We start from the raw sequence: 23,683 nt of genomic DNA on the forward strand, positions 1-23,683 counted from the left end.
TTTCGAATCAAACTTAGTATCTCCGAATATTAATGGCTGGTCACTGTGTAACAGCTTCTTGGTCAGTTGTAACAAGCCACAAAAAAGGCCTCAGAATAATCTCAGAGGCCTAATTAAAAAACGAGAAAGGATTAATTTGACTGTTGATAGTCGGTCGGACTCTGTCCAAAGCTTGCTTTGAAGCTTTTTGAAAAATGGGAAATGTCATTAAAGCCGACAGAATAGGCAACGTCCGAAACACTCAAATCACCTCGCGAAAGTAAATTGGCAGCCGTTTTTAAACGCTGGTCTTTGAGAAACTCCATAGCCGAAAGGCCCGTCAGATGCTTGAGTTTGCGATGAAGCTGCATTCTGCTCATCGCCATGGCTGAGGCAAAATTTTCTGCACTGAAATCAGGGTTTTCAAAATTATCAGCGATGACTTGCTGTAATTTTTCCAAAAACTGCTCCTCAGCGGAATTGATGGCAAGATCCACTGGCTTTAGGATGACTTCTCTGCTGTATCGGTCCCGGAGTTTTTTGCGCTGTGTGATCAGCTTTTTGATTTCGCTGATGAGCAGATCGTGATTGAAAGGCTTGGTCATGTAGCCATCCGCTTCTGCTTCAGCACCTTTGATTTGAGAAGCTATACCGCTCGATGCAGTCAATAAGAAGACCGGAATGTGAGATAGAAACTCATGGACTTTGATTTTTCTGCAAAGTTCCAATCCTCCGACATCCGGCATAGAGATATCGGACAAAATAAGGTCTGGAACTACTTCCTGGCATATTTTCCAAGCTTCTACCCCGGTCTTGGCTGTGATGACCTGATAGTCTTTCCGGAAAATGTCTGAGAGAATGGCCCGTGTATCCGGATGATCTTCTGCAATCAGTAGGATTGGTTTTTCACCAAGCGCTTCAGTAGGATCAGCAGCTGCGGCTTCTGGTTCCGGAGTTTCTTGAAGCACAATAGCATTTTGGGGAAGGAGGTCCAAGGTAACCGGAATTTGTGCTGAAATGACCAATGATTGATCCTGAATTGCCGCTTCCCAAGAACCATTGAGTCGATCAAGTACCGCTTTGACCAAGGATAAACCAATCCCGAATCCAGAAGATTTATCATCTTTTTGATAGAATCGGTCAAAGATTTTTTTCAAATCCTGAGGGTGTATATCGGGAGCAGAATTTTGAATTTTTAACTTCAAAAATTTTCCGTCATGGCTTCCTGATAAAATGATTTTTCCTTCCGATGGGGTGTATTTCAATGCGTTGCCAAGGAGATTCCCAAGTATTTTTTGAAGCAAGTCGAAATCAAACCATACTTCTTCCTCCGATAATTTAAGCGCGGACTGCCATTGAATTCCTTTTTCTTTAGCCTGAAATTCAAAAGGATCGAGAATAGATCGGATTGAATGATTAAGGTTTGATTTTTTGAGCAGCACATTTATTTCCCCGTTTTTCAGTTGATTTAAAGAGAGGATCTGATCAACTAGTTCCAATAATCGGCTACTTTGACTTCGGATTAATTCAATTTTGGTTTTTGCTTCAGGAGTAGTTTGATTGTCTTTTGAAAGAAGTTGTAAGGGGCTGTCAATGAGTGTAAGGGGGGTTCGAAATTCGTGCGTGATGTTTTCGAAGAATTGATTTTTGACTTCATCCAAATCGGTGATTTTTTTTGCAAGAGCTATTTTCTTTCGCTGATAGCGTACAAAAAATATAAATCCAGCTACCAAGAGAGTAAAAGCAGCTAGCCCAATTCCGATTTGGAAATTTCTTCGGCTGGTTTCCAATTGCAACTCTGCGATTGCCTTATCTTTTTGTGCAGTTTGGTATTTGATTTCCAGTTCCTTCAATAGATCATATTCCATTGCCTGATCGATGGAGTCTTGCATAGTCCAGGCTTTTTCCAAATAGTCAAAAGCCTCCCGATCTCTCCCAGCTTTACGATAAAGAGTTGCCAAATTGTAAATTGTGCCATTTAAGGGGCCGATGTCCTGCTCTTTTTCTGAATTAAAGAGTTTTTCCGCTGTTTCAAATTCCCGGATAGCTCCGTCAATGTCCTCTCTGCGATTTAAAAAATTAGCATAGATCCAATGTGCACGGGCCATGTCGTTAACTTTTGCAGAATCACCGGAGTTTAGACGAATGAGTCTTTGATAAGTATCTTCGGCCTTGTCCGGCTCATTTTCGGATTCATAAGCCCATCCCAATCCCCAAAGTGTAGAGGCCAGCAACTTCTGATTTTTCGTTTTTTCAAAAAAGGCAATGGCCTGCAAATACACATTTTCGATTGAGTCCAGTTTCCCTTTACCAAAATCCTGTGTTGCAAGGTAGGTGCTGAGGTCATAGAAAGAGGTGCTGTCATTTGTATGGAGTGACAGGGCAAGTGCTTTGGAATAATAATAGTCACCGGAACGAAGAAAGTCCTCTGCTCGCCCTTCTTCTACGCTGAGCATCAGCGTCCCCAGATTAGTTAATGCTTTGATTTGGGTTTCGATCCCATCTTGGTATTTGTCACCCAGGCTGTCAATTTTTAGATAAAGCGCTGTTGCTTCTTTTTGACGAAACCGGGAGTAGTTGACATTCCCCAAAACCAGAAACGACTGCATCTGAAGCGCTGGGATTTCATCAAAAACGCCGGTACGAAGGAGACTATCGGCAAGGTGGTGAGCGTCTGTTAATTTCTTCTGTGATTGAAGTGCGATAGCTTTTAAAAGAACGGCATTGGCTTGATCGATTGATCCGTTTTGGCTTTCCGCAATCAGAGAATCTACAAAAACTTCGGCGGCATTAAATTTTCTTTGGTCGATTAACCGCTGGAATTGTGCCTGCGCGTGACTACTTACTTGACCCAAAGTTTGCCAGATGTCCAGAGGATTCAGAAAGAGAAAAAAGATAAGGACAGAAGAAAGCTTTTTCATAGTCAAAAAAGGAAATGGAAAGGAAGTTAAAAAAAAAACTTTTCTAAGGCCCGAACTTCAAAGTGTGAATTTTTTGAAAAAATAATTGAGAAGTGTGAAACCTTTTTGTACATTTGAATGTATATACATTTAATTCATCTGTAATTAATATGGGAAAAATCGAAGAGGCAATTCAGCAAAAGGAATTTAAGGATCCTTACAACAAATTGGTGGTAAATCTCCTGTATACTAATAGTTATTTGGTGACCTCTCAAAATGCCCTGTTCAAGCCTCATGATCTTTCACCTGAGCAATACAATGTGTTGAGAATTCTCAGAGGTCAAAATGGTGCGCCTACAACTGTTTCTTCGATTCAGGATCGCATGCTAAACAAAATGTCCAATGCTTCCCGTCTGGTGGATAAGTTGAAAATGAAAGAATTGGTGAAGCGTGAAGAGTGCCCAAGTGACCGGCGTCAGGTGGATGTTCTGATTACAGAGAAAGGTCTGGAGTTGCTCAATCAATTGGAAATCCAAGTGGAGGAAGCAAATCGAAATTTTGTGAAACTCACCAAAGAAGAGGCGCTTCAGCTAAATGACTTGCTGGATAAACTGAGGGGTTAAAAAAATTTGAATTAATAAATGTCTATACAATAAATGTCAAAACAATTCTAAAACAATCTACTTAAAACAACAAAAATTATGAGTACAGCAAAATGGATTATCGACCCAACACACTCTGAAGTTTCGTTCAAAGTAAAACACCTGGTCATCTCAACAGTCACTGGTTATTTCAGAAGCTTCGAAGGTTCTGCAGAGTCAACTTCCGATGATTTTGACGGAGCAAGCGTTAATTTTTCTGCCGCTATTGACAGCATCGATACCAATCAGTCAGACCGTGACAATCACTTGAAATCAGCGGATTTCTTTGATGCCGCTAATCATCCAAATTTAACTTTCTCAGGGAAAGTGGTCAAAAACGGTGGTGATTATAAGTTGGTAGGAGATCTTACGATCCGCGGAAACAAGAAAGAAGTAACCTTGGACGTTGACTTCGGTGGTGTAGCCGTAGATCCTTACGGACAAACCAAAGCTGGATTTGAAATTGAAGGCAAAATCAGCCGTAAAGAATTTGGCCTGACCTGGTCCGCAGTTACCGAAGCTGGAAATGTGGTAGTAAGTGATCAGGTAAGATTGATCCTTAACGTACAAGTAGTAAAACAGTAACCGAACCTTCGTTCCAGAGGCTATCGTGTAATCTATAAAAGCTGCCTCAGGGTGGCTTTTTTTCTTAAATTCAATTCTATGACTCCATTAATCACCGGTATACATCACATCACTGCGATCGCCGGAAACCCACAAAAAAATGTTGACTTCTATTCCGGTATCCTTGGTTTGAGGCTGGTAAAGAGGACAATCAACTTTGATGCGCCGGATGTCTATCACTTCTACTTCGGAGATGAGTTGGGCAGACCCGGTACGGTATTTACTACCTTTCCTTTTACAGGGGCCAGAAAAGGTACCAAAGGAGCTGGTGAATTGACCTATACGGCTTTTTCTATTGGAAAAGATTCGCTGGACTTTTGGATCGAGCGATTGAAAAAATTTGGAATTGCAGTCTCTGACATTCAAACCCGCTTTGGAGAAATGCTGATCCGCTTTGAAGACCACGACAGCATGGGAATCGAGCTGGTTGCCAATGATCGGGATGATCGTCCGGGCTGGACCTATGGTCACATTCCTGCCGCTCATTCGATCAAAGGATTCTATGGCGCTACATTAAATCTCCGAGCCAAGGAATTGACAGTAAAGCTTCTGACTGAGCACATGGATTATCGGTTTATCGGTCAGGAAGGAGAGCGTTTCCGCTATGGTACGGAAGGTAAGCCTGGAGATCTTGTGGACATTGTCATCGACCGAACAGGTAATCGAGGTCAGCAATCTGCCGGATCAGTACATCACATCGCTTTCCGAACTGCGAATACGACCACTCAACTTGAAATTCAGGAGATCTTGATGCGAAATGGCTACCAAGTCACAGAAGTCAAAGACAGAAACTATTTCAAGTCAATTTATTTCCGTGAGCCAGGAGGCGTTTTGTTTGAAATAGCCACAGATGAGCCGGGTTTTGCAATTGATGAGGATGAGGCACATTTAGGGGAATTGATCAAACTTCCGGAATGGGCGGAACCTAGCCGTGAAAGAATTGAAAAAAACCTGGCACCTGTAAAACTGGACATTGAATCTTATGTCTGATATCAAAATAACAGGACTTCCTTTATCGGAAGCTAAAAAAGCAATCATCATGATCCATGGTCGTGGAGCGACCGCTGATAGTATCCTTTCGCTGGTTCCTCATCTCAATCTGACCGATTATGCAATTCTTGCGCCTCAGGCCAACCGAAATAGCTGGTATCCGTTTGGGTTTATGGCATCTGACGAAGGCAATAAGGTTGCATTGGAAGGCTCTCTTCAGATTTTGGAAGAAACCTGGAATAAAATCGAAGCTGCTGGTATTCCCTCAAAAAACACTGTTCTGTTGGGGTTCTCGCAGGGAGCTTGTCTAAGTCTAGAATTTGCTGCCCGTCATGGTCAGAAATTTGGAGGCATAGTCGCATTCACAGGAGGATTGATCGGAGAGCAGCTGAAGCCTGAAAATTATGCGGGTGATTTTCAGGGAACTCCGATTTTCATCGGTAGCAGCGATCGTGATTTTCACGTTCCTGCCCGTAGGATAAAAGAATCAGGTGAACTGCTTCGAAAAATGGGAGCAGAAGTCACGATAAAATTATTTGATGACCCGGATCATACGATCCGAGAAGAAGAGATTAACTGGGTAAATCAGAATATTTTTAGTTAAAGATCAGAAGTGTTTGATCGGAAAACTATTCTGAGAATAAGAACCCTGATTCATTTTGTCCATTTTTGGATAGACCAATTTTCTTGTAAGGTCTATTTAGTTTTAAAAGTCCCCGGCACGTTGTCGGGGTATTTTTTTGTCTTTTTCTCAAGGATGAGAAATTAAGATAGCCTCAATTTAGGCCAATTTTAACTGATTTTTTGTTGAAAAATTATTTTACAACTCACTGATTTTAAATAAAATGGATGGTAAATTTGGAATTTACTCAATATACTGAGTAAAATTACTCAATGGCTTTTTTTCGCCACTAAGTTGCGAAGGCACAAAAGAGGATTTTTATAGGGTCTTATTGAAAATAGGGTTCACTTTGGGCTTTTATTGAAACTTTTTCCCGCAGACCTGATTGCCTTCAGGCAAGTTTTGCGCAGAAAAAGGCACAGACCTGCCTGACGGCAAGGCAGGTCTTCACAGATTTCTAAAAACTCAAACCTACAACCATACCAGCGCAAGTCTTTCGACTTGTGCTTAGGATAATGAAGTCTTCAGACTGCTTCAAAAAAGAATTAATCATTAAACAGCAGTCTAAAAACTTTATAATTGTGGGTTCAAGTTTGAAAACTTGAACCAAATGAAAAGCAGGACTTTCTTCGCGCTTAACTGTCTTTGCGGCAAAGATTTCCTAAAACGAATAACTCACCTGCGAGCCGCGATCCGGATCGAGTTCGATCTGCGCATAGACGCCGACTTCCTGCTGAAGCTCTTCCACATGGCTGATGATACCGACGATGCGGTTTTCATGACGAAGTGATTTGAGCGTTTCGAAGACAACCCGAAGTGCATTCCGATCCAAGGCACCAAAGCCTTCATCCAGGAAGAAAAAGCTCTGATCAGCCTGATTGAGTGCTTTTACTTTTTCTGCCAAAGCCAAAGCAAGGCAAAGTGATGCCTGGAAAGTTTGTCCACCCGAAAGCGTCTTGAGCAAGCGTCTTTTTCCACCGTTCAGGTAGTCAATCACCCAGAACGTATTGTCCTCGTCAATCTCCAAACTGAGGCTGTTTTTGCTCAGTTTTATAAATCGCACATTGGCCGTGTTGCAGAGTTCTTTGAGGTAGATGGAGCTGACGTATTTCACAAAGCCACTTCCACGAAATAGGTTATCCAGCTCACGGAGGTTGCTTTCCCGGTTTTGGAGCTTGGAATAAATCAGCTCCAGCTTCGCCTTTTCTTCCAGTTTTTTGAGGGATTCTTTGATTTCCTGACCGAGGAGAAGTTGTTGTTTTTGGAGGTTTTCCGCCTCGGTTTGGAGGAGTTGCAGCTTCGCTGAAAGCTGAAGGAAGGATTCCTCCTGAAACTGGCCGACCTCGGGATTTTTGGTTAATTCCTGAATTCTACTTTCGGCGATAGCCAAATCCTGATCAAACTTGGTGATCTCCTTCAGGACTTTTTCTGCATCCAAAGAATGCTCAAACAACCGAATCAAAACCTGTTCATCCGGAAATCCAAACTCCGCTTTCAACTGCTCAAAGCGTTCTGTGAACTGCTTCAGCTTCTCCAAGGTTTCTGTTTTTAGCTGAGTGAAAGTCTCCAAGTCCGCAAGGTTTTTGACTTGTTCCACTCGCTTTTCCCGTAGGTGTTTTTGCTTTCCTTCCAAGAGTTGAATCGCTTCCTCGATGTCCTTTTCAACGTTGTGAATCATCTGTTGGATTACGTCAGGTTCCTTTGCGAAAAAGCCTTCGCAAAATGGCGGATCCTTGATTTCTTCCCGCTTGGAGCTGATCCCGGACTGAATGGATTGCATTTTCAGCCGTGCTTGGTTCAGCTCATTTTCTGCTCTTTCCAGATCTTCCTGTTCGGTATCCAGCTTTTTCCGCTTGGATCGGATGTCAAGCTGAAGCTTTTCGAGGTTTTTTGCTGAATCTGAGATTTGCTGGATTTTTGCTGAAAGCGACTCTTGTGTTTCAATTCCCTGGATTGACAAGGTTGACTTCAAGTTGGCTATTTGTTGGCTGAGTTGCTCGATTTCAGTCTGCTTGGCTTCTTTGTTTTTACGGAAGTTTTCTACATGAATGGCCAATTCATTTTGCTTTTGTATCGAATTTTGGATCTGCTGAATTTGGTCTTTTGTCAATCCGATTTCCCGAGTTTTTTCATCGAGTTCGATTGCTTCCTCGGCAGCCTGCAACGGATCGGGATGCTCCAAGGCTCCACAAAGCGGACAAGCTTCCCCATCGTGGAGGAGATGAATATGTGCCACCAAACCCTGCTTTTGGATCAAGGCATCGCGCTCGGATTCTAGCTTGGCAAGTCTTTCCTTTTCTCCTTGAAGCCAGGTGTCTAGACTAGTTTGTGTAAAGGGAAGTGATTGGAGAATATGAGTCAATTCGCCTTCAAAAGCTCGGGATTCATTCTCGATTTGCTTTATTTCCGCATTAAACTTTGCCGCTTGATTTTCCCAGTTTTTCCAATCTCGCTCAGCCGATTTCAAATCTGCCAACAGCGAACTGTCAGTTGGTGCTATTTTTTCGCTTTCGCTCTCCAAGTGCTGAATTTGCAGTTTAAGCGCTTTTTGACCTGCTTTTTTGGTGTCAATCTGAGGTTGGAGGGTCTCGAGTTGAGACTTCGCAATGTTCAGATTTTGGTTTAAAAGCTGGATCTCCAAGACTTTTTTGAGGTCACGAACTTTGGCTTCCCGCTGTGGACGTTCTTGGTTTTTCTTCTTAAGTTCAATTTCCTCGTTTTCGAGCTCAGCCACTTCTTTTTCAAATCGATCCTTGAACCGAATGCAATCTTCGACACTGACCGTGTACTTTTCCAGCTCGACTTTGGCATCGTTCCGCTTTTCCCAAGTGGGTTTGAGGTGGGTTTTTGCCGTGATGAATGCTCCATGAAGCTGGCGTTTGGATTCGATTTCCGGCTTTTTTTCGAGTAGTTCAGTCCGGAGGGATTGATACTTGAGGAGTTCTTGGTGCTGATTTCTCAGGATTTCTTTTGCCCGAAATTCTTGATCCGCTTGTTTTACAATGCTTTCCGCATGGGTAAGGGACTCCGTCAGCTTGTCAAAATGTGTCTTCTTTTCGGCTAGATTTTCTTTGGTGAAAGCTTCCAATGCCAATAGTTGCGTTTCCAGCCGGATTTTTTCTTCCCGAACTGCCTTGAGCAGTGTACCGGTTTTGCCCGAAAGATCAAATCGCTCCAAACCAAAAAGCTCCTTCATCATTTCTGCCCGTGGACCGGGCGTGAGATCGATGAATTCCCGGAATTTTCCCTGCGGGATGATCACCGTCTGCTTGAAGTGGTTCTTTTGCATTCCGACGAGCTCCTCGCCACGCTGACTCAAGGCTTCCCAAGTATCACCGACACGCTCATAGAATGTATGTTCGGCAGGTTTTACATCCTCGAAATTCTTCGGGTTTCGTTTTGCGGCATAGCGGGCCAGGTAGGTTTTGGCATTGTTTTTTCCGGCACGGAACTCAAAATTAATCAGCACCTGATCGCTTTGGAGGTTGAGCATGGAGTTCTTTTCTCCCCGATCCGAAAGCCGCTCGGTACTGCCGTAAAGTGCCAAAAGTATGGCTTCCAAAATGGAGGATTTTCCGCTGCCCACAGCTCCGAATATCCCAAACAATCCTGCCCCGGTGAGTTGATCAAACTCGACAGTTTGCTTTTCCCGATAGGAATATAAGCCTTGAATTTCCAGTCTTACAGGGATCATAATTGGTCGTTTTGGCTGATGACTTCTTTGAAAATGCCCAACAGTTCTTCGTTGGGTTCCTGCCCTTTTTCACTTTGGTAGAAAAGGGTAAACAGTGTGGTCATGTCCTTTCCCAAATCCTCGACTTGCAGGCTGTAATTCTGCTGTCCATGTGGATTTTTGATTTGGGGAATCAGATTGACAATGCCGTCGTGGGCTTTCAGGAGTGCTTTTCGGGTTGCCGCGTCGATCGAGTGCTCTGTTTCGTAAGTCAATTCGACAAAGCAGTAGGGATTTTCCTCCAGCCATTGGAGTGCTTTGGAGAGTTCGTCAAACTGTACCCGATACAAAGGTCTGCCTTGGGAAAGACCAATTGGTTGAAAGGTTACGGGTTTGGCTGGTTCAGCATCGATGATCACGACTTTTTTCTCCTGATCCGCTTCGCTGAAAGAGTAGGCTAGCGGCGAACTCGAATAGACCACCGGAATGCTGGGATGGGCCACGGAATGGTAGCGATGTAAATGTCCCAAAGCCGCATATTGAATCTGTGCGGGAAGATGATCTGTGAAAAGCGCCTGCGTACCTCCGACATGAAGAATCGGACGCTCCGATTCGGGTTCTGCCTCGGGCTTTTCGCCTTCTTTCATAAAGAAAAAATGGCCCACAAAAAGATTGATACCGGCCGTATCGCAGTTGCGATCTGCAAGTTTTTGCCAATTTTTTGCCAATAAATTCCTGAATTCCGCTTCCCGATTCTCTTCCCCTAAATAGGTTCGGAGGCTGACTTCATTGGCATAAGGAGCCAAAATCAAACGGACCGGAAAATCAAAAGCTGGTAATTTCAATTCCGCAAAACCGCTTTCAGATCGAACGATTTCCACTCCCGAATCGAGTTTGCCCACAGGAATAATGGTGTCATATCGACTGTAAAATAAAATCCCCAATTCTCTGGCCAATGGATCCGGCGCTTCGACAAACTGCGTGCTGTCGTGATTTCCAGAAATGGCAATAATAGGTCGGGTACCGTTTTTTGATAGTCTTCGGAGGGTTTTGTACAGCAGTTCGACCGCTTCGTGAGTGGGATTGAACGTGTCAAAAATGTCTCCGGCCAAGAGTACGAGATCAACATCTTGCTGATTTGCGATCTGGCAGATTTCATCCAGGACGAGCTTTTGCTCTTCGATACGGGAATATTCCTGAAGTCGCTTGCCGAGGTGCCAGTCGGCGGTGTGGAGGATTTTCATTAGTTTTTGGTCAACGGTCCATGGTCAACGGTCCACAGCTTCTGAAAGTGATTTTGATTGGACTCTTCAAAATTGAGTTCAAAAAAATAATTCAGAATGGAAGGTTGACAAACAAGTTTCACTAAGATAAACTACAGCCAAGCTTAGACCAAAAGTTTATTGAAAGCCGGTCAGCAATTGGCATTCTTATTGGGAAATCGGGCGGAAATGGTAGATTCGGCGGTGAAAATTCGATTCCTTTTGGTTTTTCTTTTTGGGTTTTGGGCTTCTATGGCGGAGGCGCAGGTGGATTCCTTATTTATTCAAGCGGGGACAGCAAGTTTTTATGGGAAAAAGTTTCATGGTAAGAAGACGGCTAGCGGCGAGATTTTTCACCTGGATAGTCTGACTGCAGCGCATAAGCGATTGCCTTTGGGTACTGTGATCCGAGTAATCAATCAAAAAAATGGATTGGCTGTAGTCGTGCGGATCAATGATCGGCTGCCCAGCTACTCCAAGCGGCAGATTGATCTATCCCGTGCTGCGGCGACCCGACTGGAAATGATTCAGGATGGATTAGCAAAAGTGAGAATCGAGGCAGTAGATCTGGACCAGCTGGATAAGCTTGTGGAATATTATGCAGACGAAGAGCATCCGGGTCTGAGGATCAGGCCTTATTATCAGGGAATTTCAATACTAAAAAGAGAGTTAAATCTGAATTTAGTACATTACACACCTGAATGCATTGAAATTTTTCCTACTGATTTTCAGTTAGTTAAAAACTAATTTCATTTTTTTTTTTTTCACTTATTTTTTTCAATTCACTGCGATAGTTTAGCTAACGAAAGATCAAGGTTGGTGCCAGAGTCTGGATTTATTTAGGGATAAAAGCCTCGCCCTGTATGGTGTGGAAGGAGGCATAAATTTTAAAAAATAATTTATGAGAATTTTAAATTTGGGTTTGGTTTTAATTTTTTTGTTGAATTCCTGTGACATGGTAGTTAATCAGGAGCAAAGGTCGATTCAAGAAATTCCGTATTAATTGAAAAAATTAGAAAATAAAGAACTTTTTAACTCCTTTCTTCAGATGAAATCGAGCATGCCCCCTTCGGTGACATACACTGGGATGATTATAATGCATGCGATATTCCATCTGACCAATAAAAATCAAGTTATAAACAGATGAAAATGGATTTATTTAGTGGTTTGAAATTAGAGAGTAGCGCAACATTTAACAATAATGAAGTTTTTGAATTGGAAATTAGGGAAAGTGGTGAGAGATTATTAGTCTTAAATCAAGATGGTTTTGGCGAAGAGAGACAATCCAACTATGGCTTGGTTGTTCCAATTTTAAATGGGGAATTAGGCGATTTCATGTTTATTCAGACCTTAAAATTGGATAATGGTCAATTGGAGATCAATTATTTTTCTAAAAATCACAAATTAGTTTCAAGTATTAGCTTAGATCCCAAATCGGAGGCTATACTAGTTAATTCTGGACCTGACCCCAATGCCAGGTTGCTTTGCGGTGAAGGAGTGGCTGGTTGTATTGCAGATGCCTACACGAACCACGGTTGGATTTCAGTTTGGGCCTTCGTTCAAACCGCTTTCATTCCGGCTACAGCAGCCGGTATTGCTGCTGGATGTGCTTATTTGAACTGTATATAAAAATTGACTATGAAAAATATAGGTGTATATTATTTTGCAATATTACTTCCATTTCCATTATTGATTTGGTCTGCATTTTTCGATCCTGTTATATTTAGTTTTTTGTTGATATCTTACTATTTATATAGAGGATTCACAGATGGACAGCGTTTGATTGATTTGAAACTTCTTGAGTCAAATAAAATTTATTTAGCCTTCATCCCATTTTGGACCTCTAGGTTTTTTGGGAAGTTGTATTTTGGATAAAGTTTTGTTTAAAGAAATATTTTGAAAGAACCTTCAATTTTATTGAAGGTCTTTTTTATTTAACGATGGATATGGGTTAATTAATAAGGCAGGCGCAGGTTTTTACTTTGGTGACCTATTTACTTTCGGAAAATAGACTTGCTGCCTATGAATACCAACCTGGAACTATTTTATTTTTTGAATTGAAGTTATAAATAGGATTGATAACCATTCTATAGATTCCCTATTTAGGTTAAATGCATTAATGGAATACTCCCATTTGCTCATCCAAGACAGTTGGGATTTTGATACTTCTGTTTTGGTTAGGTTCAAAGTACCAAGTTGAAAAATTGGACAAAGAACATCCCGGTCTGAGGATCAGACCTTATTATCAAGGGACGGTGGTGAAACCCAAGAACCTTGATCACAGATTGCCTTCAATTAAGAAATTTTAAAGTCTTCTAATCGAACACTCTGATTTTTTCTTATATCTTAGTTCCTATACTTTGAAATCATAAACCAATGACTGTTTTTTCTACTGTTCGATTAGGAATTCTTGCCCTTTTGCTCCTTTCCTGTTCCAAATCTGAGGAAGGTTCTCAGGAAATTCCATCGGAAAACTTCCGTAATGAAATGGCTGCCACCGAAGTTCGTGTGGCGAATGCTGAGCGTTAAAGCATTGACTATACGATCAATGTCATTGGAAAACATGAGACTCAAAGCGAAGTGAAAGCACTCGTCGAACGTGAATGCTATCTAGAGAAAGTTCGCTTCGATACAGTAGATCTAGGCCAGATCGTGGAATATTATGCCGACAAAGAGCATCCGGGACTGAGGATCAGGCGGTATTACCAAGGGATTGGAATACTAAAACGAGGGTTAAATCTGAATTTAGTACATTACATACCTGATTATTATAAAATTTATACATTTGATTTTCAAGTAGTTAAAAAATAAAATTTAAATTTTTCCGACTTACGCTTGTTTTTTTGAAGGGGGCGGTATAGATTAACTAACGAAAAATCAAGGTCAGCGCCACATTTTGAAATTTTCTTAAACTTAAATAATAATTTTTTAAATATTTTTAATTAAAACCTTTAACGCTAAATTAAAAACAGATGAAAAAATTTAAAAAATCTCTTATTGTTTTCTCCTTGGCAATTGCGTCAACTTCTTTCTTCTGCTTACCTGCAAATTCCAGAGGTATTTGTAGCGGAACATTGTCTATAATTGGTCCAATAGTTTCGTGCATTGGGGCAGCTTATGATTGTGCTTATCATTGTCCAGATCAATGAAAATTAACAAGCCAGATTTCGAGTGTATTTCTGGCTTGTTTACTATATTATAATCTTTAGTTTTTATTGTTTTCTAATCCAACTTAAATATGAAGGGTTTTATTGTTTTCATTTTGTTCTTATTAATTTTATCTGGTTATTCATGTGGTAATGGTTATTCTATTTCAAATGATTCCTTTAATGATGAAAATGTAAATGCTAGTTTAATTCTCAAAAATAAAATTAAGCTTTTTAATGATAGTTTAGCATTCTCTTATTATAACTTGGAGAAGATTGATTCAGATTCTATTCTTGTTTTTCAGCATCCGCTCTTAAATTTAAGTCTGTTTGATACTCAAGGGAATTTCATTAGAGAAATTGCTAGAAAAGGCAATATGAAGGAAGATTTTAGGGCCGAATTTATTTTGCCCTTATGGGGAAAGAATGGTCAGTTATATGTTGTAGAAGAGGGGAACGTAACTAGATTATCAGTATTTGATAAAGGGCTAAATTATTTAACAAGTATTAATCTTTCACAATTCTTAGAAAGTTCGTTTGTTGTTCCATTGATATCGAATGCATCGATTGAAATTGTAGATCCCTCTAAAGATCAAATTAAATTAGCTCTACCTATTGCGAGTACTATATATAGTTTAAATGATCCGAAATTTTATGAAACAGATAATTTTATTGCTCTTTTTACTATTGAGGGCAATCAAGTAATAGACTTAGAATTTAAAGCTCCAATTATTGAAAATTTAACTATCAAGGATGGGATTTCTAAAAATAGAAGATCTTGGGCTTATATAACTCCAATATATTTGAAACAAAATGGAATTAATTATTTAAAATTTAGATTTGATGATGATCTGTACTCGTTCGATAGTTCTTGGAATTTTTTGGATATAGTTAAATTTGAAGATCATTTTGAATATCCTAATTTTTCGGTGGATTTATTGGATATGGATGATCCAATTCAGAAATCAAAGATAGATTACAAAATTAAATATATGAATAAATTTTATCAAAGTGGATACATAAAAGGAGAAAAAATTTTTATGCTATTTAATAAACCCCCAAGTTCAATAAGTAAAATTCCCGAATCATTTGGCGATGATTGGAACTATTCTCCTGAAATGGCTTTATTAGTTAAGGATTTGATTTCTGGTGATGAATATATTGCCGACTTACCAAATACTTTATCACCATGGGGTGAGATTTTTGTAGATGATAAAGGGTTGATATATCTTATAGATAATCCAAAAAATGGAGAAGAGTTGTATATTAATGTTTTTGAAATTTCTTTAAATTGATTAATTGTGAGATTTGTTGCTAATTGGTTCTTATTTGTATTATTCTTGTTTCTTTCTTGTTCTGAAAAAAAAGAATTCCTTGAAATTGAAAAGTTGTTACGTAAGAATAATGTCTCTATAGAAGGTAAGTCAAAATTGTTTTTTTATGACGAACGTTCATGTGAAAGTTGTTTTCATACCATGAGGCAAGCTGTAAAAGATATAAAAAATAGTGATTTTCTTTTAATATACATCTCTAATGGTTCAAGAACTACTTTAAAGAATTCAGTTTTTTATGATTATTTAAAGGATGAGGATAATTTTCGTGTTGTTTCAGATAGATCTCTTTATGATCATTTAGTTTCCATAACTGATGATTATAAAGGCGGTTACTATATTCCGATAATAGATGGTGAGATTAAGGATGTTCTATCAATTTCGATGTACTAAACTTTGTTTATCATGATGTCGTTTATAAGTTTATTTTATTTTTCGTTTTTATTTTCAGATCCTGTTAAGGTTATTGAAAATACAATATTGGAAATTGGTATTGATGCAAATGATTCTAACAATATTTTTTTGCTCGAAATTAATGATTGTGATTTTTGTACTGATGTTCTGCTAAAGTACCTTTCTGGGCCACTTAAATCTAAAACAAATAATTTTGTTTTAGTTTATGGAAATTTAGGAGATAATCTTATTAAGTTTGAAAGGTTGGTCCAAAAAGGTAATATTTATTATTTAAATGATAAAGATCTGTTTTTGGCTGTTGGTTCGATCTTAAACTTTAAAACTTCGCCATATATTTTGAAAATTGACAATAATGGTAAATTTCTTATGGCAGGAAGATTACTGAATGATTGAATATTTGTGATTTTATAATTAAATTGTTCTATGTTTCACTTAAATTTAAAATGTTATGTTGAAGATTGCAAAATTCTCGTTTGTCTTACTTTTAACTTGTAGTTTTTTTATAGCTACACCTAGTAAGACCCAAGCAAGTTGTTGGAAAAGCGGAACGCTTGATTCAATAGGTCCAATTGTAGTATGTATTGGTCCTGCTTTGAATTGTGCGTATGCTTGCCCAGAGCAATAGGTGAAGTTTTAGAGCTAGTTCTCATTTGCATGTGATAATGTTTACTAGGTCTTTTTTATTTATGATATTTTTTGAACTTAAATTTTTCTTATATCTTAGTTCCTATACTTTGAAATCATAAACCAATGACTGTTTTTTCTACTGTTCGATTAGGAATTCTTGCTCTTTTGCTTTTCTCCTGCACCAAGGCAGAGGATAAATCTCAGGAAATTTCCTCCGAGTCCTTCCGCAATGAAGTGGCTGCCACCGAAGTCCGCACAGCTACCGCCGAGCGCAAAAGCTTTGATTACCTGATCAATGCCATCGGTAAGCTGGAGGCGCAAAGCGAAGTGAAAGCACTCGTAGAGCGGGAGGGATACCTAGAGAAGGTGTCAGTGCTCGAAGGTCAGTATGTCCAAAAGGGACAGCTCATCGCCACACTGGACCGACGGGAAGCGGAGTTTGCCTTGGAAAAGGCCAAAATAGCCGTAGTCAAAGCCCAATCCGAACTGGAAGTGCTAAAGACACAGTTTCATCTGGCCTTGGAATCCAAGGACAGTGCAATTTCCAAAACAGTTCAAAACCGTATCCTGGTCAACAGTGGCCTTTCGCTTGCCGAAGTAGAATTGAAAGAAGCCCAACTAAACCTCTCCCGCTGTGAAGTTCGTGCTCCTGTCTCCGGCAAAATCGCCAACATCAAATTTCGTGAAGGAAGTCTAGTCACCAAGAATGCAGAGTTTGCAGAGATACTTTCCACTGATCGTCTCTTACTTCGTGTGAATGTGTTGGAATCTGACATTCCGCTCATCTCATCCAACCAGCGCGCAGAAGTCTATCCCATCTCCGATTCTCAAAATGCAATCGAAGGGCGGGTCACTGCCATCAATCCCAAAGTGGATGAAAATGGCTTGGTACAGGTATCAATCACTTTAAATTCTGTCAAAAATCTTCTTCCCGGTATGAACGCCCGCGCAATCATCCGTGCTCCGCAGAGTAACAGCTTGGTAGTGCCCAAAGATGCTGTGGTCTATCGATCCGGTAGAGCCGTTGTTTTCACAGTTGAAAACGGAAAGGAATCCAAATGGAACTACGTGGAAGTGGGCAAAGACAATGGGCAGGAGATCGAAATTCTCGAAGGAATTCCCGAAAACAGTACCGTCATCACCACCAATAACCTTCAGCTGGCGCATCAGGCTCCTGTCAAACTTGTAAAAGAATAAGCCATGATTCGATTTTTGCTTGAGCGGCCGATTGCGGTGATCATGTCTTTTTTGGCTTTGATGGTGTTTTCGGTGATTGTGTTTCGGTTGTTGCCGATCTCGCTTTTACCGCCTATCGATGTGCCGCAGATTGTGGTCAAAGTCACCTATCCCAACGCTTCCCCCGAATCCATCGAACAAAACGTCCTGCAGCAGATCCGTGAGGGACTCATTACACTCAATGGTTTGGAGGAAATGGAAAGCAAAGCGGGTTCGGAAATCGGAACTGTCCGCCTGACTTTCGACTACGGAACCAAAATGGAACTGGCCTATATCGATGTGAATGAAAAGATCGACCGCCTGACCAATTCTCTTCCCAATGATCTTCCCAGACCTGAAGTCATCCGAATCAATACCTCTGATATTCCCGTGGCTCGGGTGCAAGTGATTCCCAAAGCAGATGTGGATCAGGTCGAAGTCAGTCTTTTGGCAGAAAATGTCCTCAAAAAGCGAATCGAGCAGCTTCCCGGCGTCTCTTTGGTCGATATCAACGGGAAGCGAGAGCGCATCATTTCGGTTCAACCCAATGATGCTGCCCTCGCCGCGCTTGGCATGAGTCAGCAAGAACTCATTGAGGCGATCAAATCCGGAAATGCCGAGTTGCCGGGGATCAGTGTGAAAGACGGACAATTCCGGTACTACCTTCGACTTGCAACGCGTGTCGACACTCCGCGCGATATCGAGTCGCTGCCAGTTCGCTCCCCAAATGGAGCCATTGTACCTTTGGGTAGGGTAGCGACAGCTAAATACGAAACCCAGGAAATGCTGGGCTATCACCTCTTTGGGATGAATGAAGGCTTGGTGATCACTGTCCACAAGCAGGCCTCGGCCAAGATGAATGAGCTGATTCCCGAGCTCAAAAAGTCACTTGAATTGTTTCGTGTGGACTATCCGCAGGTAGACTTCGAGATTACCCAAGATCAAAGCAGTTTGCTGAATGCTGCTATTTCCAACCTTCAGACCAGTTTGCTATTTGGAGGGATTTTCGCCTTTGGCATACTTTTCCTTTTCATCAAAGACTATCGGATTCCGCTCATCATGGGCATCAGCTTGCCGTCTTCTCTGCTGATCAGTTTCTTGATTTTCTACTTTTTTGATATCTCGATCAATATCATTTCCCTCTCGGGCCTTGCGTTAGGGATCGGGATGCTAATAGACAATGCCATTATCGTCCTGGACAATATCACGCGCAAGCGGGAAGCCGGAATCCCACTTTTTGAAGCTTGCGTGCAGGGATCCAATGAAGTGATGGGTGCGTTGATCAGTTCGGTGCTGACGACTTTGGCGGTTTTTGTTCCGCTGGTTTTCCTGAGCGGAATCTCCGGAGCTTTGTTTTATGATCAGGCGGTGGCAGTGGCGGCGATTCTATCAGTTTCGCTGTTGGTGGCTTTTGTCTTGCTTCCGCTTTTGTATTGGTTGATTTTCCGGGTGGGAAAACGGGATTCGCTCAAAGGGGAGCCCAAGGCCTTTCTGAAGGTTTTGAATGTTTATGAAAAGGGATTTCACTGGGTTTTTGCCAGAAAGAAACTGGCACTTTTGGGATTTTTCATGATCATTCCCTTGGGATTAGGCTTGAGTATTTTACTCGAAACGGAAGGATTGCCCGAAATCGAAAAACCCGATGCTACCCTCGAAATCGACTGGAATGAGCCGATTTCTGCAGGTCAAAACCGAGATCGATTGGTTGGGCTTATTCAGGAAATCAAAGATTACACGCAGGCAGAAGCCGATATTGGGGTTCGGCAATTCTTACTTTTTGACGGAGATAATTCCATTCAGAAGTCGCTGTTGTATTTGCTTTTCCCCTCGGAAATTGAAAAGGAAACCCAACTCGAGCTGCTGCGAAAGAGAATCGAGGAAGAATATCCACTGACGACGTTTGTCCTTGGCGATGCGCCCAATGCCTTTGATCAGCTCTTCAGCTCCAACATGCCCTATTACGAGGTGCGCTGGAAAGATCTGAAAGCCAAAAAGCCAATCGAAGCTGCCAAGATGAAGCCTTGGTTGGATGATTTTCCTACCGAAAACTGGGAGCCTGGGCCTGGCTTGCAGCAAGAATCCTCGGTAGTATTTACCCTTTTGGCTGATAAACTCGCCTTGTATCAGATTCCTGTCCAGAATGTTCAGGATCAACTTTCCAGACTTTTTGGTGTATTCACGATTACGGATATTCGTCGATTTGGAGAGATTACCCCGATCCGACTTCAGGAGAATCAGGATCGATTTGAAGATTTGTTACGAACGACTAGGGTGTATGCTTCTGACAGTACGTCGTATTTGCTCAGGGAATTTGTAGACTACCGCTATGCGGATCAGTATAAATATGTGACGGCAGACCGTGGGGGAATTTTCCAAAGTGCCTTGGTGACTTCCGAAAATCCACATGGACAGCTAGAAGATTTTATCCAATGGGGTGCTGACAAAAATCTGGCGGTGGAGACCAAAGGGCAATATTTTCGTGATCAGGAAAACATCATTCAATTGATCGGGATTTTGGGAATCTCCGTCTTGCTGTTATACTTCATTTTGGCAGCGCAATTTGAGAGTTTTGTGCAGCCGCTGATTGTAGTCTTTACCTTGCCATTGGGGATTGGCGGAGCATTTTTGGTGCTTTTGATTTGCGGAGCTACACTCAATGTCATGTCGGCTATCGGTCTGGTGGTCATGCTGGGGATCATGGTGAATGATGCGATTCTCAAGATCGATACGATCAATCAGCTGAAAATTGAGTTTGCTGAAAATGAAAGGATTACTGGAGGATTGCTTTTGGAAAAGGCGATTCGTGAAGCAGGAAAGATCCGACTCAAACCTATCCTGATGACTTCGATCACGACGATTTTGGCGTTGATTCCGATCATATTCAGCTCGGGACTCGGCGCCGATTTACAGCGTCCTTTAGTTTTTGCTGTCATTGGAGGATTGACGATCGGGACAGTGACGGCCTTGTATTTTGTGCCGTTGATGTATTGGTTTTTTGATACGGTGGTAGGGAAAAAGGAGAAGCTATGACACCATTTCGGGTACTGATCGCATTTGTGGTTTTGGGGATTTTGGGCTTTGCCGTGGTTCCTTTGCTTTCGGTGGATCTGAATCCACGGGAGCGGGAGCCTGTCCTTACCATCGGCTATGGGATACCCCGATCTTCGCCTGAAATCATCGAGAAACTGGCTACCTCGCCGCTTGAGGGTGCATTTTCACAACTTTCCGAACTCAAGAAGATCAAGTCTGTCTCTAATTACGACCGGGGGTCGATCACACTCACGTTTGACAAGAAGTCTGACATGGAGTTGAAGAAGTTTGAGGTTTTGGCCTTGATCCGGCAGATCTATCCTCAATTGGATGAGCGACTCAGCTATCCGATTGTGACCCAATCAGCCCAAGCTCGGGATGACTTCAAAACTCCAATTCTAACTTACAGTGTCAATGGACCATTTGCCTCTTTTGAAATCAAAAAGATCGCAGAAGATGTGCTTAAGCCTGCCTTGACTCAATTTGCTGAAGTAGAGGAAGTACAGATCCGGGGAGCAAATGACTTGCAGGTGTTTGTGACGTTTGATGCGCAGAAGATGCAGTCCTTTGGCATTTCCCGCAACATGCTCAATACTGAGATCAATCAGGCTTTTGGACAAAAGTTTCCGGGGACGGTGTATAACAATCAAGACCAAACGCTTTTTGTGACGCTGGATCGAAAACTGAATTCCCTCGATCAACTCGAAAATCTTAACATCCGTCAAGTCGGGGGTATGGAAGTGCGCCTTCGGGATATTGCTCAGGTGACGATGGAAGAGGGCGAGGCGACCAATTACTACCGGATCAACGGAAACAACTCTGTGACGTTGACGGCCATCAATCGGGATGGAGTGAATAAGGTGTTGCTGGCAAAAACTCTAAAAGCAGCCATCGAATCTGCAAAAGCAAATCTTCCGCAGGGATTTGAAGTCCGACTCGAAAACGATGACACCGAGTTTCTTGAAAAGGAGCTGAATAAAATCTATCAGCGCTCGGCCTTGTCTATTTTGATTCTGATCACCTTCATTTTCCTGATCAATCGCAACTGGAAATACCTCAGCATTCTCTTTTTAGGTATTGTGGTCAATCTGAGTTTAACGGCGATGGTGCTCTATTTTTTGAAAGTAGATATCCACATGATTACGATAGCCGGCTTGACGATTAGCTTTGGACTGATCGTGGACAATGCCATCATCATGATGGATCACCTGCATAAGTATCGTAACCGAAAAGTCTTCGTTGCATTGCTTGCAGCTTCGTTGACAACCGTGGTTGCCTTGATGATGGTGTTGCTTTTGCCGGAAGAGGACCGAAAAAGTCTGACTGAGTTTTCGATTGTAGTTTCGGTAATGCTGGGCGTCAGTTTGCTGGTTGCGCTATTTTTTACTCCGGCATTTTATGAAGTCTTGTTTAAAGAGTCTGTGCAAAAAGGCAGGAAACTTACCTTACCAAAGCTTCGGAGAAGAGTGCACTGGCTGAGACGCTATGAGTCTGGAATTGCCTTCACTGCGAAATACAAAAAGACCTTTTTGATTGGCGTTTTATTGCTTTTCGGGACGCCGATCTTTTTTCTCCCTGCCAAATGGGAAGGGCAGGAGTGGTACAATAAGACAGTGGGAAATACTTTTTACCAGGAAGAAATCAGGCCTTATGTAGACAAAGCACTGGGCGGTTCGCTGCGGATGTTTGTCCGGGGAGTGTATGAGAAAAGCTCCTACCGCGAACCGGAAAAGACCCGCTTGTATGTGTCTGCCCGACTTCCATTTGGCAATACGCTGGATCAGATGGACTTTATTATGCGGGAGTTTGAATCTTACCTAAAAGGCGTGGAGGGAGTCGATCAGTTTGTAACCTATGTTACCTCGGGGCAGTATGCCCAAATCGTGATTACCTTCAAGGAAGAATACGAGCGAGGTGCTTTGCCTTATCAGTTGAAAGGGAAACTATCCGTAAAGTCCACCGACTGGAGTGGGGCACAGTGGAATATTTATGGCGTGGGGCAGGGATTTTATACCGGTGGTGGGGGAGAAGGAATTCCAAGTTTCCGCGTGGAAATGAAGGGCTACAACTTTGACGAACTGGAGCGACAATCAGAGATTTTGGCAGAAAAACTCCGGCAACATAAGCGAATCCCGGAGGTCAATACCAATGAGCGATTGAGCTATAATGAACAAAAAACTCAGGAATATGTGCTTCGCCTCGACCAAAATCAAATTGCATTAGGCGAAACTAATCAGTTTGAAGTGCTAAATACCCTTCAGGACTTGTCCAAACCTCAAGGGCCTTCAAGCTACCTTGAATTGGCAGATCAAAACTACGGCTTGATTCTGCGGGAGCAACAATCAGAGCGCTTCAGCAAGTTTGACCTGGAGCAAAAAGGACTGATCAGTGGGGAAGATCGTATTTTGAAGATATCCGATTATGGAACGCTGAATCTGGAAACGACCACCAATGCCTTGCACAAAGAGGACCGGCAATACATCCGGGTGGTTTCTTTTGAGTACATGGGTTCGGCCAAGTTTGGCAACGAATACCTCGATGAGGTTTTGGAAGAAATGAAAGTGATCATGCCGATTGGCTACGAAGCCAAGAAGCAGACCTGGAGCTGGAATTCTGAAAAAGCCAAGCGGGAATACGGGCTTTTGGGTCTGTTGATCGTTGGGATTTTCTTTATCTGCACGATCCTGTTCGAGAATTTTAAGCAACCGTTTTACATCATCTTTCTGATTCCGATCAGTTTTATTGGCTTGTTTTTGATCTTTTCGCTCTTCGACTTTTACTTTGATCAGGGCGGCTATGCGGCTTTTGTGATGCTTGGTGGATTGGCAGTGAATGCCGGGATTTTCATCCTGAATGATTTTAACAATCGCAATTCCAGAGTGTATAACCGAAACATTCTTAAATCTGTGGCTGGCAAAGCGATTCCGATTTTGCTGACAGTTCTTTCAACTTGCTTCGGCTTGGTTCCATTCCTGATTGAAGGACAGAATGAGATCTTTTGGTTTTCGCTTGCCATCGGAACGATTGGGGGTTTGGTGTTTAGTATGGTAGGCGTTTTTTGGATATTGCCCGTGCTGATGTGGAAGAAAGAGAGGAAAGTCTGACCTTTTTCTGTAAAATTTTAAAAAGTTTCCCGCAGATTATCGCAGAAAAAGTCACAGATTTTCACGGATTTTATTAAATCGATGTGTAGTGTCTTGGTTTTTTTCATTCGCAAACCCAAACTATT

The 23,683-nt window shown here is 41.8% G+C and carries 16 protein-coding genes; 13 read left to right on the top strand and 3 right to left on the bottom strand.

Features of this window, described 5'->3' with window-relative positions; genetic code table 11:
* Positions 1-131: 131 nt before the first annotated feature.
* Positions 132-2,900 carry a hybrid sensor histidine kinase/response regulator transcription factor gene (locus C4S61_RS03510; protein ID WP_103923406.1) on the bottom strand — a complete coding sequence of 923 codons (2,769 nt, stop codon included), beginning with the start codon at positions 2,898-2,900 and terminating at the stop codon, positions 132-134.
* 149 nt (positions 2,901-3,049) lie between these two features.
* Here C4S61_RS03510 and C4S61_RS03515 point away from each other — a divergent pair, with 149 nt between their 5' ends.
* From C4S61_RS03515 to C4S61_RS03530, 4 genes are all read left to right on the top strand, one after another.
* Positions 3,050-3,502 (top strand): MarR family winged helix-turn-helix transcriptional regulator, encoded by a 453-nt coding sequence (locus C4S61_RS03515; protein WP_103923407.1) that lies wholly within the window; start codon positions 3,050-3,052, stop codon positions 3,500-3,502.
* A gap of 78 nt (positions 3,503-3,580) precedes the next feature.
* Positions 3,581-4,105: a YceI family protein gene (locus tag C4S61_RS03520; protein WP_200820533.1), complete on the top strand. Its 525-nt coding sequence runs from the start codon at positions 3,581-3,583 to the stop codon at positions 4,103-4,105.
* A gap of 78 nt (positions 4,106-4,183) precedes the next feature.
* The gene (locus tag C4S61_RS03525) at positions 4,184-5,134 is read left to right on the top strand and encodes a ring-cleaving dioxygenase (protein WP_103923409.1); all 951 of its coding nucleotides are present in this window, start codon (positions 4,184-4,186) and stop codon (positions 5,132-5,134) included.
* Complete coding sequence (locus C4S61_RS03530) at positions 5,127-5,738, top strand: alpha/beta hydrolase (RefSeq protein WP_103923410.1); 612 nt, start codon at positions 5,127-5,129, stop codon at positions 5,736-5,738. The genes C4S61_RS03525 and C4S61_RS03530 overlap by 8 nt, the downstream gene beginning before the upstream one ends.
* 679 nt (positions 5,739-6,417) lie before the next feature.
* Here the strand turns inward: C4S61_RS03530 and C4S61_RS03535 are convergent.
* Positions 6,418-9,450 (bottom strand): SbcC/MukB-like Walker B domain-containing protein, encoded by a 3,033-nt coding sequence (locus C4S61_RS03535; protein WP_103923411.1) that lies wholly within the window; start codon positions 9,448-9,450, stop codon positions 6,418-6,420.
* Positions 9,447-10,673 (bottom strand): metallophosphoesterase family protein, encoded by a 1,227-nt coding sequence (locus C4S61_RS03540; RefSeq protein WP_103923412.1) that lies wholly within the window; start codon positions 10,671-10,673, stop codon positions 9,447-9,449. Before C4S61_RS03540 ends, C4S61_RS03535 begins: the two co-directional genes overlap by 4 nt.
* Positions 10,674-10,850: 177 nt before the next feature.
* On the opposite strand from C4S61_RS03540, the gene C4S61_RS03545 reads away from it, so the two are divergent.
* The 9 genes from C4S61_RS03545 (at position 10,851) to C4S61_RS03585 (ending at position 23,558) form a co-directional block, all read left to right on the top strand.
* The gene (locus C4S61_RS03545) at positions 10,851-11,438 is read left to right on the top strand and encodes a septal ring lytic transglycosylase RlpA family protein (protein WP_200820534.1); all 588 of its coding nucleotides are present in this window, start codon (positions 10,851-10,853) and stop codon (positions 11,436-11,438) included.
* A 402-nt stretch (positions 11,439-11,840) separates the two neighbouring features.
* Entirely contained in the window at positions 11,841-12,320 is a 480-nt protein-coding gene (locus C4S61_RS03550; protein WP_146064336.1) for a hypothetical protein, read from the top strand.
* A 747-nt stretch (positions 12,321-13,067) separates the two neighbouring features.
* On the top strand, positions 13,068-13,220 hold the full coding sequence (locus C4S61_RS21780) for a hypothetical protein (RefSeq protein WP_160111200.1): 153 nt from the start codon (positions 13,068-13,070) through the stop codon (positions 13,218-13,220).
* Positions 13,221-13,929: 709 nt separating this feature from the next.
* On the top strand, positions 13,930-15,132 hold the full coding sequence (locus C4S61_RS03560; RefSeq protein ID WP_103923415.1) for an NHL repeat-containing protein: 1,203 nt from the start codon (positions 13,930-13,932) through the stop codon (positions 15,130-15,132).
* Between the two features lie 6 nt (positions 15,133-15,138).
* Positions 15,139-15,561, top strand: coding sequence for a hypothetical protein (locus C4S61_RS03565; protein ID WP_103923416.1), 423 nt, complete (start codon positions 15,139-15,141; stop codon positions 15,559-15,561).
* Positions 15,562-15,573: 12 nt separating this feature from the next.
* Positions 15,574-15,975, top strand: a complete 402-nt coding sequence (locus C4S61_RS03570) for a hypothetical protein (RefSeq protein ID WP_103923417.1) — start codon at positions 15,574-15,576, stop codon at positions 15,973-15,975.
* Positions 15,976-16,332: 357 nt separating this feature from the next.
* Positions 16,333-17,406 carry an efflux RND transporter periplasmic adaptor subunit gene (locus tag C4S61_RS03575; protein WP_103923418.1) on the top strand — a complete coding sequence of 358 codons (1,074 nt, stop codon included), beginning with the start codon at positions 16,333-16,335 and terminating at the stop codon, positions 17,404-17,406.
* A 3-nt stretch (positions 17,407-17,409) separates the two neighbouring features.
* On the top strand, positions 17,410-20,454 hold the full coding sequence (locus C4S61_RS03580; protein WP_103923419.1) for an efflux RND transporter permease subunit: 3,045 nt from the start codon (positions 17,410-17,412) through the stop codon (positions 20,452-20,454).
* A complete protein-coding gene (locus C4S61_RS03585) occupies positions 20,451-23,558 on the top strand; it encodes an efflux RND transporter permease subunit (protein ID WP_103923420.1) in 3,108 nt (1,035 codons plus the stop codon). The genes C4S61_RS03580 and C4S61_RS03585 overlap by 4 nt, the downstream gene beginning before the upstream one ends.
* Positions 23,559-23,683: the final 125 nt, after the last annotated feature.

Source organism: Algoriphagus boritolerans DSM 17298 = JCM 18970 (assembly GCF_900108085.1).
Classification (GTDB): domain Bacteria; phylum Bacteroidota; class Bacteroidia; order Cytophagales; family Cyclobacteriaceae; genus Algoriphagus; species Algoriphagus boritolerans.

Excerpts from the sequence above, each read along its gene's own strand:
- C4S61_RS03520 (WP_200820533.1), top strand. The coding sequence starts at position 3,581 with ATGAGTACAGCAAAATGGATTATCGACCCAACACACTCTGAAGTTTCG.
- C4S61_RS03570 (WP_103923417.1), top strand. The coding sequence starts at position 15,574 with ATGATGTCGTTTATAAGTTTATTTTATTTTTCGTTTTTATTTTCAGAT.
- C4S61_RS03515 (WP_103923407.1), top strand. The coding sequence starts at position 3,050 with ATGGGAAAAATCGAAGAGGCAATTCAGCAAAAGGAATTTAAGGATCCT.
- C4S61_RS03530 (WP_103923410.1), top strand. The coding sequence starts at position 5,127 with ATGTCTGATATCAAAATAACAGGACTTCCTTTATCGGAAGCTAAAAAA.
- C4S61_RS03525 (WP_103923409.1), top strand. The coding sequence starts at position 4,184 with ATGACTCCATTAATCACCGGTATACATCACATCACTGCGATCGCCGGA.
- C4S61_RS03560 (WP_103923415.1), top strand. The coding sequence starts at position 13,930 with ATGAAGGGTTTTATTGTTTTCATTTTGTTCTTATTAATTTTATCTGGT.
- C4S61_RS03575 (WP_103923418.1), top strand. The coding sequence starts at position 16,333 with ATGACTGTTTTTTCTACTGTTCGATTAGGAATTCTTGCTCTTTTGCTT.
- C4S61_RS03540 (WP_103923412.1), bottom strand. The coding sequence starts at position 10,673 with ATGAAAATCCTCCACACCGCCGACTGGCACCTCGGCAAGCGACTTCAG.
- C4S61_RS03535 (WP_103923411.1), bottom strand. The coding sequence starts at position 9,450 with ATGATCCCTGTAAGACTGGAAATTCAAGGCTTATATTCCTATCGGGAA.
- C4S61_RS03550 (WP_146064336.1), top strand. The coding sequence starts at position 11,841 with ATGGATTTATTTAGTGGTTTGAAATTAGAGAGTAGCGCAACATTTAAC.
- C4S61_RS03580 (WP_103923419.1), top strand. The coding sequence starts at position 17,410 with ATGATTCGATTTTTGCTTGAGCGGCCGATTGCGGTGATCATGTCTTTT.
- C4S61_RS21780 (WP_160111200.1), top strand. The coding sequence starts at position 13,068 with ATGACTGTTTTTTCTACTGTTCGATTAGGAATTCTTGCCCTTTTGCTC.
- C4S61_RS03510 (WP_103923406.1), bottom strand. The coding sequence starts at position 2,900 with ATGAAAAAGCTTTCTTCTGTCCTTATCTTTTTTCTCTTTCTGAATCCT.
- C4S61_RS03585 (WP_103923420.1), top strand. The coding sequence starts at position 20,451 with ATGACACCATTTCGGGTACTGATCGCATTTGTGGTTTTGGGGATTTTG.